Annotated in this window: 14 protein-coding genes and 4 tRNA genes; 15 read left to right on the top strand and 3 right to left on the bottom strand. The window is 45.6% G+C overall.

The features are described from left to right. Positions 1 to 98: 98 nt before the first annotated feature. The 4 genes from L3V27_RS20505 (at position 99) to L3V27_RS20490 (ending at position 533) form a co-directional block, all read left to right on the top strand. Positions 99 to 174 (top strand) — tRNA-Gly (locus L3V27_RS20505). 36 nt (positions 175 to 210) lie between these two features. Continuing rightward, positions 211 to 286: transfer RNA gene (locus tag L3V27_RS20500), tRNA-Gly, on the top strand. A gap of 35 nt (positions 287 to 321) precedes the next feature. Next, a tRNA-Gly gene (locus L3V27_RS20495) sits at positions 322 to 397 on the top strand. Positions 398 to 456: 59 nt separating this feature from the next. After that, positions 457 to 533 (top strand) — tRNA-Met (locus L3V27_RS20490). Positions 534 to 1,170: 637 nt separating this feature from the next. Here L3V27_RS20490 and queG read toward each other — a convergent pair. Then, entirely contained in the window at positions 1,171 to 2,298 is a 1,128-nt protein-coding gene (queG, locus tag L3V27_RS20485) for a tRNA epoxyqueuosine(34) reductase QueG (RefSeq protein ID WP_005395385.1), read from the bottom strand. 277 nt (positions 2,299 to 2,575) lie between these two features. Between queG and tsaE the strand changes: the two genes are divergently transcribed. From tsaE to hflC, 8 genes are all read left to right on the top strand, one after another. Beyond that, positions 2,576 to 3,040, top strand: a complete 465-nt coding sequence (gene tsaE, locus L3V27_RS20480; RefSeq protein WP_005395381.1) for a tRNA (adenosine(37)-N6)-threonylcarbamoyltransferase complex ATPase subunit type 1 TsaE — start codon at positions 2,576 to 2,578, stop codon at positions 3,038 to 3,040. Continuing rightward, positions 3,034 to 4,749, top strand: a complete 1,716-nt coding sequence (locus tag L3V27_RS20475) for a LysM peptidoglycan-binding domain-containing protein (RefSeq protein ID WP_237312627.1) — start codon at positions 3,034 to 3,036, stop codon at positions 4,747 to 4,749. The genes tsaE and L3V27_RS20475 overlap by 7 nt, the downstream gene beginning before the upstream one ends. Before the next feature lie 18 nt (positions 4,750 to 4,767). Then, on the top strand, positions 4,768 to 6,780 hold the full coding sequence (gene mutL / locus L3V27_RS20470) for a DNA mismatch repair endonuclease MutL (RefSeq protein ID WP_237312626.1): 2,013 nt from the start codon (positions 4,768 to 4,770) through the stop codon (positions 6,778 to 6,780). Beyond that, positions 6,777 to 7,709 carry a tRNA (adenosine(37)-N6)-dimethylallyltransferase MiaA gene (gene miaA / locus L3V27_RS20465; RefSeq protein ID WP_005381378.1) on the top strand — a complete coding sequence of 311 codons (933 nt, stop codon included), beginning with the start codon at positions 6,777 to 6,779 and terminating at the stop codon, positions 7,707 to 7,709. Before mutL ends, miaA begins: the two co-directional genes overlap by 4 nt. A 193-nt stretch (positions 7,710 to 7,902) precedes the next feature. Then, positions 7,903 to 8,166 carry an RNA chaperone Hfq gene (hfq, locus tag L3V27_RS20460; protein ID WP_005381379.1) on the top strand — a complete coding sequence of 88 codons (264 nt, stop codon included), beginning with the start codon at positions 7,903 to 7,905 and terminating at the stop codon, positions 8,164 to 8,166. 38 nt (positions 8,167 to 8,204) lie between these two features. Beyond that, positions 8,205 to 9,494: a ribosome rescue GTPase HflX gene (gene hflX, locus L3V27_RS20455; RefSeq protein WP_237312625.1), complete on the top strand. Its 1,290-nt coding sequence runs from the start codon at positions 8,205 to 8,207 to the stop codon at positions 9,492 to 9,494. Positions 9,495 to 9,539: 45 nt separating this feature from the next. Then, complete coding sequence (gene hflK, locus L3V27_RS20450) at positions 9,540 to 10,745, top strand: FtsH protease activity modulator HflK (protein WP_005395374.1); 1,206 nt, start codon at positions 9,540 to 9,542, stop codon at positions 10,743 to 10,745. 2 nt (positions 10,746 to 10,747) lie between these two features. Further along, positions 10,748 to 11,728, top strand: coding sequence for a protease modulator HflC (hflC, locus tag L3V27_RS20445; RefSeq protein WP_005395373.1), 981 nt, complete (start codon positions 10,748 to 10,750; stop codon positions 11,726 to 11,728). Positions 11,729 to 11,790: 62 nt separating this feature from the next. Here the strand turns inward: hflC and L3V27_RS20440 are convergent, their stop codons facing one another. Then, positions 11,791 to 11,976: a DUF2065 domain-containing protein gene (locus L3V27_RS20440; RefSeq protein WP_005381383.1), complete on the bottom strand. Its 186-nt coding sequence runs from the start codon at positions 11,974 to 11,976 to the stop codon at positions 11,791 to 11,793. Between the two features lie 172 nt (positions 11,977 to 12,148). Between L3V27_RS20440 and L3V27_RS20435 the strand changes: the two genes are divergently transcribed. Next, positions 12,149 to 13,465 (top strand): adenylosuccinate synthase, encoded by a 1,317-nt coding sequence (locus L3V27_RS20435; RefSeq protein ID WP_005395372.1) that lies wholly within the window; start codon positions 12,149 to 12,151, stop codon positions 13,463 to 13,465. Between the two features lie 219 nt (positions 13,466 to 13,684). Beyond that, on the top strand, positions 13,685 to 14,320 hold the full coding sequence (locus L3V27_RS20430) for a tetratricopeptide repeat protein (RefSeq protein WP_005387944.1): 636 nt from the start codon (positions 13,685 to 13,687) through the stop codon (positions 14,318 to 14,320). Between the two features lie 80 nt (positions 14,321 to 14,400). Here L3V27_RS20430 and hmpA read toward each other — a convergent pair whose 3' ends face one another. Then, the gene (gene hmpA, locus L3V27_RS20425) at positions 14,401 to 15,585 is read right to left on the bottom strand and encodes an NO-inducible flavohemoprotein (RefSeq protein WP_005395371.1); all 1,185 of its coding nucleotides are present in this window, start codon (positions 15,583 to 15,585) and stop codon (positions 14,401 to 14,403) included. A 157-nt stretch (positions 15,586 to 15,742) separates the two neighbouring features. On the opposite strand from hmpA, the gene nsrR reads away from it, so the two are divergent. Continuing rightward, positions 15,743 to 16,168, top strand: a complete 426-nt coding sequence (gene nsrR / locus L3V27_RS20420) for a nitric oxide-sensing transcriptional repressor NsrR (RefSeq protein ID WP_005387939.1) — start codon at positions 15,743 to 15,745, stop codon at positions 16,166 to 16,168. The last annotated feature ends 25 nt before the right edge of the window (positions 16,169 to 16,193 follow it).

Below are 16,193 nucleotides of genomic sequence, written 5' to 3'. Positions count from 1 at the left end.
GAGCAGCTTGGTAGCTCGTCGGGCTCATAACCCGAAGGTCGTCGGTTCAAATCCGGCCCCCGCAACCAAATTCCATTAATAGCGACTGCTGTTAATATGCGACACTAGCTCAGTTGGTAGAGCGCAACCTTGCCAAGGTTGAGGTCACGAGTTCGAACCTCGTGTGTCGCTCCAATATATAGCCCTCATCGTGCTTAACGGTGACGAAATGCGACACTAGCTCAGTTGGTAGAGCGCAACCTTGCCAAGGTTGAGGTCACGAGTTCGAACCTCGTGTGTCGCTCCAATATATAGCCTTCATCGTGCTTAACGGTGACAAAAGCGACACTAGCTCAGTTGGTAGAGCGCAACCTTGCCAAGGTTGAGGTCACGAGTTCGAACCTCGTGTGTCGCTCCAGTTTCTTTTTTATAAATGAAAGCAAAGCCTTCATCATCAACAAAGATGAAGTACTCGGACGCGGGGTGGAGCAGCTTGGTAGCTCGTCGGGCTCATAACCCGAAGGTCGTCGGTTCAAATCCGGCCCCCGCAACCAAATACAAGACGATAGATTGAATGCTTATTTATTAGCACAATCCTATTTATTAGCACAATCCTAAGTCGTCGACGGATGCGCCGCTTGATTCAGTTCCTGCTTCTCGCAACCAATCACATCGCTCTTTTCATAATGCTGCGAAGCATGAATCCCCAAAAACTAAATTTTATCCGCATCATATGATGTCGGACGATTTCGTTTGTGTTTAAAACACGATATGAATCGGCTGGCGTACAAGTATGATGAGGTTCTGCATGTTTTATCTACTTTAATTAACAGAGTTATCCACATACGTCGTTCTGTGGATAAGTTAGTTGATAAAGTGTTTTTAGCTTGACTTTTTGCGATGGAGAAGAAAGATCTTTTCGCTGAAGGAAAGTCGAAATAATAACGAAATATTGATTAAGTCTTTGTTAAATAAGAGAAAAATAAGTTTTTTGTCGGATCGGATACGTTAAAATACGATCATTAACTGGTATTTTTTTGATCCTAGTCATTTCTCCAAGCTGTGTTTAACTTTTTTCTGCTAGCTTGTTTTTCTTGAATCTCAAATTTTTTTCCACATTACAAAATTGAGAACAAGGTCATGAATTGAACATGTAAAAGTGCTTTCAATCTCTTGCATATAGACTACGCACTATGCGTCTCTTGGTAGCCCCTTCTCGACGATTCTTATTAAGCGCTGCTTTTTCGTCTCTGTAGATGCTTTATTCTCAATGGGGAGTTGATTCAGTTGCTCGGCCAAAGCCCATTTGATGTGTTCATCAAGTAATTTATTTTCACCTTGTCGACTTTCTAACGCATCAATGACTCGTTGACTGTATTCTGCATTACCAAGTGCGACAGCAATATTACGCAGCCACTGTATATGACCAATGCGACGAATAGCGGAGCCTTCCATATTTTTTAGAAAAGTCGCTTCATCCCAGTTAAACATGTCAACGAGATCCGGGTTTTTGAAACTATCGCGACGATGGAAATCACTCTGCTCCGTTATGTCGGCGTAGCGATTCCATGGGCAAACCAATTGGCAGTCATCACAGCCATAAATGCGGTTACCCATTGGCTTGCGAAACTCTTCAGGGATCACGCCATCGAACTCGATGGTGAGGTAAGAGATGCAGCGTCTAGCATCAACAACTTTGTCTTCAACGATGGCTTGTGTTGGGCATGAGGTAATGCATGCTTTGCATTTACCGCACTGATCAACGCTTGGCTCGTCAACGGGAAGTGGCAAGTCGATAAGTAACTCGCCTAAAAAGAACCACGAGCCACAGTCTTGATCTAAAATCAGGGAATGTTTCCCTGTCCAGCCTAAGCCTGCTTTTTGGGCGAGTGGTCGCTCCAATATTGGTGCGGAGTCGACGAAAGGTCGGTAACCATACTGACCAACTTCTTGTTCAATAAGTTTGCCAAGTTTATTCAGTTGTTTTCTGACGAGCTTGTGATAATCACGCCCTAATGCATAGCGACTAATATAGGCATGATTTTTATTCGCTAGGTTCGAAGCGAATTGTGCTTCTGGTGGTAGGTAGTCCATCCGAACGCTGATCACACGAACGGTTCCCGGGAGTAGCTCATTGGGTCTAGCTCGCATCATACCGTGACGAGCCATCCAGTCCATTGAGCCGTGATAGCCTGCATCGAGCCATTTTTGCAGTGCGGCTTCATGCTCACTCAGATCAACGTCGCAGATCCCAACTTTTTGGAAGCCGAGCTCTTTTCCCCAAATTTTGATTTGTTGTGCGAGTTGTTCGTAGTTCATGCTAACCACCGGAATAAAAGGGGGGCGGATCTTAACGGATCTCTGGCTTTGGTGCTACCCAGTTAGGGACGTTTTTGATGCTGTGAATACTGCTTATTGAAGTCATTTGCATATATTCTAAATCTAGGTCGATACTAAGGTGATTAAGATACCGTTCCTTGGATACTTTTTTCGCACATATGACATTTGAAAGCTTGTCTCTCAAAACCAACACGGTTTACTATTCCTGTTCTTTTGATTTTTATATAGTCAACGATCATTAGTTAGAGAAGCATCAATGAGCACGAAACAATTCAATTTAAAAGATGAGCACGAAACGGTTGCACTAGGTACCGCTCTGGCTCACCTTTGTTCGCAACAAACCACAATTTATCTGCATGGTGATTTGGGTGCAGGTAAAACAACCTTTAGTCGTGGTTTTGTCCGTGCTCTTGGCCATCAAGGTAACGTGAAAAGCCCAACTTATACTCTAGTCGAACCGTATCAGTTGGATCAGTGGCAAGTGTACCATTTCGATCTTTATCGTCTTGCGGATCCTGAAGAGCTTGAGTTCATGGGGATTCGAGATTACTTCACAGATGATGCAATTTGCTTGGTTGAATGGCCTGAAAAAGGGCATGGTTTGTTGCCACAACCGGATCTTGATGTGAACATTCGCTACCAAGGTGAGCAGCGTGTAGCCGAACTAACAGCTAATAATGATTATGGTGTGCAGTTACTCAGTCGATTGGAGCTATGTTGAGTTTTTCAAATTTTAGAGTAGTGGCGACGTTTGTCGCCACTTTTCTCCTTCTCATCCCCAATTTAGCATTTGCTAACGTCGTAAAGAGTTTTCGAGTTTGGCCTTCTCCTGATGAAACGCGTGTTGTCATCGATTTAGGCTCGGAAGCTGACTATTCCTATTTCTCTTTATCCGGACCGGATCGTCTTGTCGTGGATTTAAAAAGCACGACCATGCAGGCCAAACTGCCTGTTACTGTTACGGATAGCCCGGTTTTAAAGCTAGTTCGAAAAAGCTCTCCGCCAGAGAAGGGCACCTACCGTTTGGTGTTTGAACTGAAAAAGAGCGTTCAAGCGGAATTGTTTAAATTAAGCCCAACGCCTGGCGGGCAATATGGTCACCGTTTGGTGATTGACCTGCCGCACGGTAAGAAAGCATCGACTTCAGCTTCTAAACCGAGCAAGCCAGCGGCGACCAGCAAAGACATGAGTTCAGTTCAACGAGCTCAAGAAGTCTTGATCGTTATCGACCCTGGTCACGGTGGTGAAGATCCTGGCTCTATTGGCCCTTCACGCCGTAAGTACGAGAAAGACGCGGTATTGAGTATCTCAAGAAAAATTGCTGCTCAGCTCGATGCTACGCCTGGGATTAAAACGCGTATGACACGTACCGGAGATTACTTTGTGAATCTAAACCGTCGTGTAGCCATTGCCCGTGAAAATGATGCGCACTTACTGATTTCCATTCACGCTGATGCGTTTACCTCACCGAAGCCTCGCGGAGGTTCGGTTTTCGTGCTGAATACCCGTCGTGCAAATACTGAAATTGCTCGCTGGGTTGAGAACCATGAGAAACAATCTGAAATATTAGGTGGTTCGGGTAATGCGTTCTTCACTAAGACCAAAGATCGTAACGTGAACCAAACTTTGTTGGACTTGCAGTTTAGTCATTCACAAAAAGAAGGGTATAAGCTGGCAACAGAAATCCTTGGTGAGATGGGACGTGTTGCGCACCTGCATAACACCAAACCGATTAATACTAGCCTTGCTGTTTTACGCTCTCCGCAGATTCCGTCTGTATTAGTGGAAACGGGCTTTATTTCTAACCCAACAGAAGAGCGGTTGCTGTTTCAACGAGCGCACCAAGATAAGTTAGCTCAGGCGATCACTAAGGCGGTCGTTAAGTACTTAAAAGATAATCCACCAGAGGGTACGGTATTCTCGCCTTCAGCGAAGCCAATAGTGCATACCGTAAAACGTGGCGAGTCGTTATCGGTGATTGCGAATAAATATGGGCTTAGCTCTAAAGCGCTGATGTCGGCAAACAACTTGAAGTCGACTGGATTAGCAATTGGTCAGAAGCTCAAAATCCCTTCTGCTGGCACGATTAAAGTACCAAGTAAACCGATTACTGTTGAGACAGAAACCATCATTCATAAGGTTAAGTCAGGTGAGTTCTTAGGTAAGATCGCGAGTCACTATAAAGTGAAGGTTTCAGATATCCGCCGTGAGAACAACTTGAAGTCAGATACCTTGTGGGTAGGACAAAAGTTGAAGATAACCGTTGCTGTCAAAGATAAGCCGATCCGTAAGCACAAAGTTTCTCGAGGTGAATACCTTGGTAAAATAGCGTCCAAATACGGAGTCAGCGTTTCGAGCATTCGTAAAGCGAACAACTTACGCTCCGATCAGCTTTCGGTTGGGCAAGTCCTTATCATTCCAAACAAATAGGTGAGCTTTTAACTCATTATGACGATTAAAATTTTGCCAGCTAGACTTGCAAACCAAATTGCAGCAGGGGAAGTGGTCGAAAGACCCGCCTCTGTAATTAAAGAACTGGTTGAAAATAGTCTTGATTCTGGCGCAACTCGAATCGATATCGATATCGAGAAAGGAGGCGCAAAGCTGATTCGTGTTCGTGATAACGGCAAAGGTATCGCGAAAGATGAACTCGGCTTAGCGCTCAGTCGTCATGCTACATCTAAGATACATACTTTGGATGATCTCGAAGCCATCATGAGTCTAGGTTTTCGTGGTGAAGCGTTAGCCAGTATTAGCTCAGTCTCGCGTTTGACGCTCACATCGCGTCCTGCGGCACAAGAAGAAGCCTGGAGTGCCTACTCCGAAGGGCGTGATATGCAGGTGAAGCTTAAGCCAGCAGCGCACCCGATTGGTACGACTGTTGAGGTGTTGGACTTATTTTTTAATACTCCAGCGCGTCGCAAATTTCTGCGTACGGAGAAAACCGAATTTGCTCATATTGATGAGTTATTGAAACGCATTGCGTTAAGCCGCTTTGATGTCACCATCAATGTGCGCCATAACGGCAAGATCATTCGTCAATATCGTGCGGCGAAAAATCAGCTTCAAACCGAAAAACGTATTGCAGCTGTCTGCGGTAATGCGTTTGTGCGGCATATGCTCAGAATCGAGCTTGAGCATCAAGGGTTAAAGCTACATGGTTGGATTACCACACCAGAAGGAGCAAGGCAGCAAAGCGATTTACAGTATTGTTATGTGAATGGCCGAATGATGCGTGACAAATTAATCAATCACGCGATTCGTCAAAGCTATGAAATGAGCTTAAAGCCAGATCAGTTCGCTGCCTATGTGCTCTTTATTGAGTTAGACCCGCACCAGGTAGATGTGAATGTCCACCCCGCTAAGCATGAAGTGCGCTTTCACCAAGCTCGCTTAGTGCATGATTTCATCTATCAAGCTTTGGCGGATGCACTTGCGCAAAGCGCCGTGATTGATAAACCACAGGTTAATGAATCCGCATTTCATCGTGTGGAACCGACTGAGTCCGAAGAGGTTGAGCATTCGCCTGAGCCTGAAAAAGTGCAAAGGCCGACACCTTCACCAGTTCCAGAGCGTGTTTATCAAGCGATAGAGAGCACACCGGCTTATCCTGGACGCAGTGATTATGAAGTCAAACCTCGCGATCGCAGTCCTAGGGATACATCCGTGCGAGAGGCGCGCGTAGTTGAGTCATTCAAACGTAGTGATTGGGTGGAATCCAAACCCGCACCAAAGCCGAATCACAGTAAAGAGCGCCACGTAGAGCCAGCACCAAGCAAGCAAGAAGTGCGCGCTTATCACGAGTTGTTAAAAACGCCAGAGTTTGAGTCTCAACCCGTAACGCCGATAGAGCCCCAAAAGGCAACTTCGAATGCATCACTTCCATCGATTAATGCATTAGGCAAAGCGCTAGTGATGGTCGATGAGCAATTTGTTTTGATGAGCAGTGACAGTGGGGCGGCGTTAGTCTCGTTACCTAGAGCGGAATTTTATCGTGTAAAAGGGCAGCTCACTCCAAGCGATGGCGCGCTTAAAGCACAGCCTCTACTCGTTCCTCTATCTATTAAGTTAGAGGCCGAGTTAGTGAAGCTGGCTCAAGATTATCAACAAGATTTGGCGTTACTTGGCATTCAATTGAAAGCGAGAAATGAGCAAGCCTTAATGGTGATGGGCGTTCCCGCGCCGCTACGTCAACAAAACTTACAAAATCTAGTACCAGATCTGTTATCTTACGCGCAATCTTGTGTGAAGGAAGGTATAGCAACGGCTCAGATGCTGTCTGAGTTGATAGATTGGCTCGCATTGCAGGTCACGACAGTGAAGAGTCATTATACTTTTTCTGAAGCAATTCAAATTATTGCGGAACTTGAACAGCTAAGAGGTGGTCAATTGCCATTAGAAGATACAAAATTTGTATCCGCTGTTGATTTCTCTGCCACGATAGCCAAATTAAAACCATGACAGATAAACTACCTTTGGCGCTATTTTTAATGGGGCCAACTGCATCAGGCAAAACTGAGTTGGCGATTCGTCTTCGTCAAAAGTTCCCGATTGAGATCATCAGTGTTGATTCTGCTTTGATCTATAAAGGGATGGATATCGGTACGGCGAAACCGGATGAAAAAGAGTTAAGTTTAGCGCCTCATCGCTTGATTGATATTTTGGATCCGAGCGAATCTTACTCTGTAGCCGACTTTCGTCGTGATGCATTGAAAGCGATGGATGATATTGTTGCAGAAGGAAAAATTCCACTCTTAGTGGGTGGGACAATGCTGTATTATAAGGCGCTACTTGAAGGTTTATCCCCACTTCCTGCTGCAAATCCTGAAATTCGTCAGCAAATTGAACAAGAAGCATTGACTAAAGGTTGGTCAGTGTTGCACGATGAACTCAAAGAGGTTGATCCTGTGTCAGCAGCGAGAATCCATCCCAATGATCCCCAACGTTTATCTCGGGCATTGGAAGTTTTTCGTATTTCAGGTAAAACTTTGACTGAATTGACTCAAACGAAAGGTGAAAGCCTGCCATACCGAGTCAAGCAGTTTGCAATAGCTCCCAAGGATAGGGCAGAACTTCACCGTCGAATTGAACTTCGTTTCGAAAAGATGATGGAAGCGGGCTTTGAAGAAGAAATGAAAGCGCTACATTCGCGAAAAGATCTTCACCCCGATCTTCCTTCCATACGATGCGTCGGTTACCGACAGATGTGGGAGTATTTAGATGGGGAGTGTACACGTGACGAAGCAGTATTTCGTGGCGTATGCGCGACTCGTCAATTGGCCAAGCGTCAAATCACCTGGTTACGCAGCTGGGATGACTTAACTTGGTTGGATAGCGAGAACATTGAACAGGCATTAGAAACGATGTCGGAAGCAATAGCATCTGATTGACATAGCTGTGTATAATGTGATCGTTTTTGCGTGAACGCACTCTCAAAGGATCTGTTGTTGGCGGTTTTTATACTATGCTGCTAATTACTTAGAGTGCATTTTTGATTCGTTTAGCTCAGATGCAAAAGCAGTATCTTTTGCATTGCACCACTAGCTAAATAATTACAACTACAAATTAAATAAGGAAAATAAAATGGCTAAGGGGCAATCTCTACAAGACCCATTTCTAAACGCGCTACGTCGTGAGCGTATCCCGGTATCTATCTACCTTGTGAATGGTATTAAACTACAAGGTCAGATCGAATCGTTCGATCAATTTGTGATCCTGCTGAAGAATACTGTTAACCAAATGGTGTACAAGCACGCGATCTCAACAGTTGTGCCGGCTCGTCCAGTGAGCCATCACAGCGGTGAACGTCCACAAGGTGAGCGTCCACAAGAGAAATCAGAAGATTAATTCTTCATCGAGTATTTTTAAAATAAGGAGTTGATTGCTTGTTTGACCGTTATGAATCCGGTGAGCGAGCCGTACTTGTTCATATCAACTTCACGCAAGAAGGTGAATGGGAAGATCTGGCTGAGTTCGAAATGCTGGTTTCTTCTGCTGGGGTAGAGGCGCTACAAGTGGTAACTGGTAGTCGTCAATCCCCACACCCGAAATACTATGTCGGAGAGGGTAAGGCCCAAGAGATTGCTACTGCGGTACAGTCGACAGGTGCTGAAATTGTGATTTTTAATCACGCCCTCTCTCCTGCCCAAGAACGTAACCTCGAAGCACTGTGCCAATGTCGAGTTCTCGACCGCACTGGTCTTATTCTCGATATCTTTGCTCAACGAGCTCGAACACACGAAGGTAAGCTACAGGTAGAGCTGGCTCAACTTCGTCATATCTCTACTCGTTTGATTCGTGGTTGGACGCACCTTGAAAGGCAGAAAGGGGGTATCGGTTTACGTGGCCCGGGTGAAACCCAGCTGGAAACCGACCGTCGCTTATTGCGTGACAGAATCAAAGCCATCCTGCGACGCTTAGACAAAGTAGCGAAGCAGCGTGAACAAGGGCGCCGCGCCCGAAATCGAGCTGAAATCCCAACGGTTTCACTCGTGGGTTACACCAACGCGGGTAAGTCGACACTCTTCAACCGTATTACAGAAGCTGGCGTGTATGCCGCTGATCAACTATTTGCTACTTTGGACCCGACTTTACGTAAGATAGAGTTAGCAGATGTTGGGCCTGCCATATTGGCTGACACGGTTGGTTTTATTCGACATTTGCCACACGACTTGGTTGCGGCCTTCAAGGCAACCTTGCAGGAAACGCAAGAAGCTGACATTTTGTTACATGTTGTTGATGCCAGTGATGAGCGTTTTCGTGAGAATATTCAAGCTGTTCATGAAGTACTAGGAGAGATCGATGCACATGAAGTGCCGACTCTGGTTGTCATGAACAAAATCGACAATCTAGATTCGCAGAAACCACGTATAGAACGAGACGAGGAAGGCGTACCTCGCGCAGTTTGGGTTTCAGCAATGGATGGGTTGGGCATTGATGTCCTGTTTGAGGCACTGACGGAACGTCTGGCGTCACAAATGGTCGAGCATCAGTTACGAATTCCTCCACAGTATCAAGGACGATTCCGTAGTACCTTCTTCCAAATGAAGTGTATTCAACGTGAGGAATATGACCAGGATGGTAACTTGTTGATCGATATTCGAATGCAGCAAGTAGATTGGTCTAGACTTGAAAAAAGAGAAGGGGCAGTTTTGACTGGCTTTATAGTCACTTAAAGGACTGCTACAGTATAACGTCATATCAAATGATGGAGCTTTCTAATGGCGTGGAATGAGCCTGGAAATAACAACGGCAACAATGGCCGCGATAATGACCCTTGGGGTAATAATAATCGTGGTGGCCAGCGTCCTGGTGGCCGAGATCAAGGTCCGCCAGATTTAGATGAAGTGTTCAATAAACTGAGTCAAAAACTGGGTGGCAAGTTTGGTAAAAAAGGCGGCGGTGGTTCTCCAATCGGCGGCGGTGGTGGTAGTGCAATTGGCTTTGGCGTGATTGCTCTTATTGCTGTTGCAGTTTGGTTCTTCGCTGGTTTTTACACCATCGGTGAAGCAGAGCGTGGTGTTGTGCTGCGTTTAGGTAAATACGATCGTATCGTAGACCCAGGCCTTAACTGGCGCCCTCGTTTTATTGATGAATACGAAGCGGTAAACGTACAAGCGATTCGTTCACTACGTGCATCTGGTCTAATGCTGACTAAAGATGAAAACGTCGTAACAGTCGCGATGGATGTTCAGTACCGAGTGACTGACCCGTACAAATACTTGTACCGTGTAACCAATGCAGACGATAGCTTGCGTCAAGCAACGGATTCTGCACTACGTGCAGTAATTGGTGACTCATTGATGGATAGCATTCTAACCAGTGGTCGTCAGCAAATTCGTCAAACTACGCAAGAAACACTGAACCAAATCATTGATAGCTATGATATGGGTCTGGTACTTGTTGACGTAAACTTCCAGTCTGCGCGTCCACCAGAGCAAGTGAAAGATGCGTTTGATGATGCAATCGCAGCTCGTGAGGATGAAGAGCGTTTCATCCGTGAAGCTGAAGCATACAAGAACGAAATCTTGCCGAAGGCAACGGGTCGTGCTGAACGTTTGAAGAAAGAAGCACAAGGTTACAATGAGCGTGTCACTAACGAGGCTCTTGGTCAGGTAGCACAGTTCGAAAAACTACTACCAGAATACCAAGCGGCACCAGGTGTAACGCGTGACCGTCTGTACATTGACGCAATGGAAGAGGTGTACTCAAGCACTTCGAAAGTGTTGATTGACTCGGAATCAAGCGGCAATCTTCTGTACCTTCCAATCGATAAGTTGGCGGGCCAAGAAGGTCAGGCAGACACAAAACGTAAATCGAAGTCATCTTCAACCTACGATCAAATTCAACTGGAGTCTGAGCGTACACAAGAAGACACTTCGAACACGCAGTCTCGTTCAACAGGTTCACGTCAAGGGAGATACTAAGAATGCGTAAGTTAATGATCCCTGTATTGGTAATCGCACTGGCATTAATGTTGATGTCTTTGTTTGTGATTCCTGAAGGTGAGCGCGGTATCGTGGTTCGATTTGGTCGTGTTCTTAAAGACAACAACGACATCACTCGAATTTACGAGCCTGGTTTGCATTTCAAGATGCCTCTGTTTGACCGTGTGAAACAACTTGATGCACGTATCCAAACGATGGATGGCCGTGCAGACCGTTTCGTAACGTCTGAGAAAAAAGACGTTATTATTGATACCTACGTGAAGTGGCGTATTGAAGACTTTGGTCGTTACTACCTAGCGACAGGCGGTGGTAATTCGCTAACGGCGGAGGCACTACTTGAGCGTAAAGTAACGGATGTGCTTCGTTCTGAAATCGGTGCTCGTGAAATCAAACAGATTGTATCTGGTCCACGTAACGATGATGTACTACCAGAAGATGCAAGTGCAGATGTTGTCGCAACTGAAGCGGCACGTGAAGCGCTTGAGATTGATGGTGAACGTGACCTAATCATGTCTGAAGTATTGAAAGACACGCGTGAAAGCGCGATGAAAGACTTGGGTGTTCGTGTTGTTGATTTCCGCATGAAGAAAATCAACCTGCCTGATGAAATCAGTGAGTCTATCTACCGTCGTATGCGTGCAGAGCGTGAGTCTGTAGCTCGTAAGCACCGCTCTCAAGGTCGTGAGAAAGCGGAAGTTATTCGTGCTCAAGCTGAGCTAGAAGTGGCAACCATTCTAGCTGAAGCTGATAAGACTGCTCGTGTAACACGAGGTGAAGCGGATGCAGAAGCAGCGAAGATTTATGCTGAAGCATACAACAAAGACCCTGAGTTCTTTAGTTTCCTACGCTCGCTACGTGCGTATGAGAAGTCCTTCAGCTCTAAGAGCGATATCCTGGTACTTGATCCGAAGAGTGAGTTCTTCCAATACATGAACCAGTCGAAGGGCGGCATGGAGAAATAATCTCAGCGTCAAATGAAACAAAAGGCTCCTTAGGGAGCCTTTTTTGTATCTGATGCTAAGTGCTAGCTCATCATTATGGCGATTACGGCTCCAGCAACTACTAGGCAGCCACCGATGCGTCGTAGCTGATTGTTGGGCTGTTCACTTAATTGAGCCACCATATTCCGCCAACCGTTTGGAGCAATGAGTGGTCCAATGCCTTCCACGATCAAGACGAGCCCAATCGCCAACCATATGGATTCAGACATACCGCTTTCCAGTCGAATAAAGAAAACTAAATACTATCAGTGATATGCTGATTTCAAAATGAGCAAAGCAGCAAGATGACATTCTGGTAGCAACTCTGTGAACAAAAAATGACTGCAAGAAGCGTGATTCGGTGCTAGAATCCATTTTTAACTAGCAATCAGACTTGGAAAGATGGGAAATAACGTAGTCGTTCTAGGCACCCAATGGGGTGACGAAGGTAAAGGTAAAATCGTAGACCTTTTAACTGAAGATGCAAAATACGTGGTACGCTACCAAGGCGGTCACAACGCAGGTCATACTCTCGTAATTGACGGTGAAAAAACCGTTCTTCACTTAATTCCATCAGGTATCCTTCGCGATAACGTAAAATGTGTTATCGGTAACGGTGTTGTACTATCACCTGAAGCTCTACTTAAAGAAATGAAACCTCTTGAAGAGCGCGGTATTCCAGTACGCGAGCGTCTTTTCATTTCTGAAGCATGTCCGCTAATTCTTCCTTACCACGTTGCAATGGACCAAGCTCGCGAAATCGCTCGCGGTAAAAAAGCTATCGGTACAACAGGTCGTGGTATCGGTCCAGCATACGAAGATAAAGTTGCTCGTCGCGGTCTACGCGTTGGCGACCTATTCGATATGGAATCGTTCGCTGAGAAGCTAAAAGAAGTCATGGAGTTCCATAACTTCCAACTCGTTAACTTCTACAAAGCGGAACCAGTAAGCTACGAAGCTGTGCTTGAAGAAGCAAAAGGCTACGCAGAGCTACTTACTTCAATGGTTATCGACGTAACTGACGAACTAGACGCAGCACGTAAGCGCGGCGATAAGATCATGTTCGAAGGTGCACAAGGTACGCTACTTGATATCGACCACGGTACTTACCCATACGTAACGTCTTCTAACACGACTGCTGGTGGTGTTGCTGCAGGTTCAGGTTTTGGTCCTCGTCACATCGGTTACATCTTGGGTATCGCGAAAGCGTACTGTACTCGCGTTGGTGCAGGTCCATTCCCGACAGAACTATACGATGGTCTAGATAAGCAAGATCCAATTGGTAAGCACTTAGGTGAAGTTGGCCACGAGTTCGGTGCGACAACTGGTCGTCTACGCCGTACAGGTTGGTTCGATGCTGTTGCTATGCGTCGTGCAATCCAAATCAACTCTGTATCTGGTTTCTGTCTAACTAAACTAGACGTACTAGATGGTCTAGAAGAGCTAAAAATCTGTACTGGTTACAAGATGGAAGATGGCTCTGTGCTAGAAGTTTCTCCGATGGCTGCTGAAGCATTCGAAAAAGCGACGCCAATCTACGAAACTATGCCTGGTTGGTCTGAGAACACATTCGGTGCTAAAGCGCTAGAAGATCTACCACAAGCGGCTCTTAACTACATCAAGCGTATTGAAGAGCTAACAGGTGTGCCTGTAGATATCATTTCAACAGGTCCTGACCGTAACGAAACTATCATCAAGGTTCATCCATTCGAAGCTTAATTGATAGTCGTTAAAGATTGCAAAAGCCGACCTTCTGGTCGGCTTTTTTGTATCTGAACAAAAAACGGCAGTGATTCTCATATGGCAATTTTTTGCCGCTGAGTCTAAGTCAGAGGCAAAAATTGTCTAAAGCTTAGCTGGTTTTTGCCGATAAGGTTATCAAGCAGAGGAGATCCTTCATCGATCTTTGGTTTCTTAGATACCTTAAAGAGTACGTTTATGAAGTTACGAACAGTGGCTGCTTCACTGTTATTGACCTTGGTAGCTACCACAGCGAAAGCCAATGTTGCTGATGTGGGGGCGCCAGTTCCTATCTACACCGAAGCAGAGCTGATAAAGCTTATTGAGCAAAATAAGCACTTACAACGTGTGCGCGCTGATAACTGCCAGCTGGTGGAGGATATCGTTGCTCGTGCGACTCGAATTAACTTGCCCGCTTATGAATTTCTGTACGGCGACATGTTGGCGTGGGGTGTGTGTGTCGAGCAAGATGTCGAACTGGGCCTTTACTACATCGAAAATGCAGCACATCAGGGATTACCTGCCGCGCTAGAGCAGATTGGTCGATACTATTCGCGTGGCACTTTAGTGCAGCAAGATAAAGAACGAGCAATTCCTTACTTGCGAGAAGCCGCCTCAATGGGAAACCTAAATGCGCGTATTCATTTAGCCGAATTGCTCCTGCGTGATTACGGCAGCCCACTTGATTACGAAGATGCGTATCGTTGGTTATATAACTCTGTCACAGCAGATAAGCGGCAGCATAAGCGTATCACTGTATTGAGAAATGGCCTTGAGCAGCGCATGCCACAAAACGTTATTGCTCGAGCTAAACGGCGAGACACCTTTTGGTAACGCTTCAATATTGCAAACAACTTCATACAACAAAGCCCACGTCACGTGGGCTTTGTTGTTTTCCCGATAGCTGATAGCGCTTAAACCACTTTGTGTGGACCGAAGCATTCGTAATGGAATTGCTCTTGTGGTACGCCAAGTTCTAATAGTTGTTTCGCTACGTGCTGCATGAACCCGACAGGGCCACAGAAGTACACCTGCACGTTATCTTGCTTTAATGCGGCTTCAATTTCATACAGATTGACAAAACCCGTGAAGTGGAAGTCTTCACCTAGCTTGTCTTCTGCCGTTGGGTGGTTATACCAAACGAGAGCGTTCATGTTTTCTTTCGCCGCGACTAGTTGGTTCACGTGTTGCTTGAAAGCATGCTGTTGACCATTTTCTGTTGCATGAACCCAAGTTACAGGTGCTTGATGTGCTGAGAGACTTTCTAGCATGGACAGCGTTGGCGTAAGTCCTACACCTGCAGAAATTAGAACAACGGGTGTTTGTGGTTCGGCATCCATAAAGAAATCACCGGCAGGGGCGGCAAGCTGCACTTTTTCGCCAATGTTCAGGCTATCGTGCAGGAAGTTCGATACTTTTCCGCCTTCTTCACGTTTTACCGAGATACGGTAAGTGTTCTCTTGGACCGCAGAAGATAGGCTATATTGGCGAATTTCTTGGTTTTCTAACTGGTCACTGTTGATATAGATGCCAAGATATTGTCCCGGTTTATACGGTGCCACTTTTTGGCCATCGGTTGGTTTAAACACAAAGCTGCAAATGTGTTCGCTCTCGATTTGTTTATCGACTAATTCAAATTCGCGTAGACCGCGCCAGCCGCCTTCCAAAGCTTCATTTTGTTGGTAAATTTGTTCTTCGCGCTGAATAAATACATTCGCAAGTACGCCGTAAGCCTCAGCCCAAGCATCCAACACTTCCTGACCTGGATTAAAAAGCTCATCAATCGTCGCAAGTAAGTGTTTACCAACGATTTGGTACTGATCTTCTGTGATCAAAAAGCTCGTGTGTTTATGCGCAATTTTTTCTACTGCGCCAAGTAGGGCTGGCAAATTTTCAATATTGGCAGCATAGGCGCAGATGGCGTTGAATAGCGCTTCACGCTGATCGCCGTTACGCTGGTTACTCATATTAAAAATATCTTTCAACTCTGGGTTATGAGTAAACATACGTTCGTAAAAGTGCGCGGTCAGTTTTGGTCCCGTTTCGGCGATAAGTGGTGCGGTCGCTTTGACGATCTCGATGGTTTGATTGCTGAGCATATGGGCTTCCTACTTTAAGTTGTATTTATAATGCATGTTTAAAGTTGTATCTCAAATGTATCTTTCGATCAAGAAAAGATTTACACTTTTATCGATAGCTCAAGTTTGGCGTTTTAGTGTCACCAGCGAGTTATTGAATCGCACTTTGGGAGAGAATATGCAGTTAACGAGCTTTACTGATTATGCGTTGAGAACCTTAATTTTCTTGGCTTCGTTGCCGGAAGATGAGTTAACAAATATCACTGAAGTGACGGATTTATTTGGTGTGTCACGTAACCATATGGTCAAAGTTATCAACCGGTTAGGGCAACTAGGCTATGTCCACACCGTGCGTGGAAAAAACGGTGGTATTCGGCTGATGAAACCTGCTTCTGAAATCACAGTAGGTGGTGTCGTGCGAGATTTAGAGCCGTTAGATTTGGTCAATTGCGGCGTAGATTTTTGCCATATTACCCCTGCCTGTCGCCTCAAAGATAAATTGGCAAAAGCAAAAAGTGCCTTTTTGGCGGAGCTGGATGATTGCACGATCGAATCCTTGCTGAGCGACAATTCTGAGTTGTTGATCTTACTGGCTCGTCCTTAACTAATTTGCACGTCTAGAGTCGATC

Origin of the sequence: Vibrio sp. J2-3(2022), from assembly GCF_021725735.1 — a bacterium.
Taxonomy (GTDB): Bacteria; Pseudomonadota; Gammaproteobacteria; order Enterobacterales; family Vibrionaceae; genus Vibrio; species Vibrio diabolicus.
This window is presented reverse-complemented; position numbering and strand designations above follow the sequence as displayed.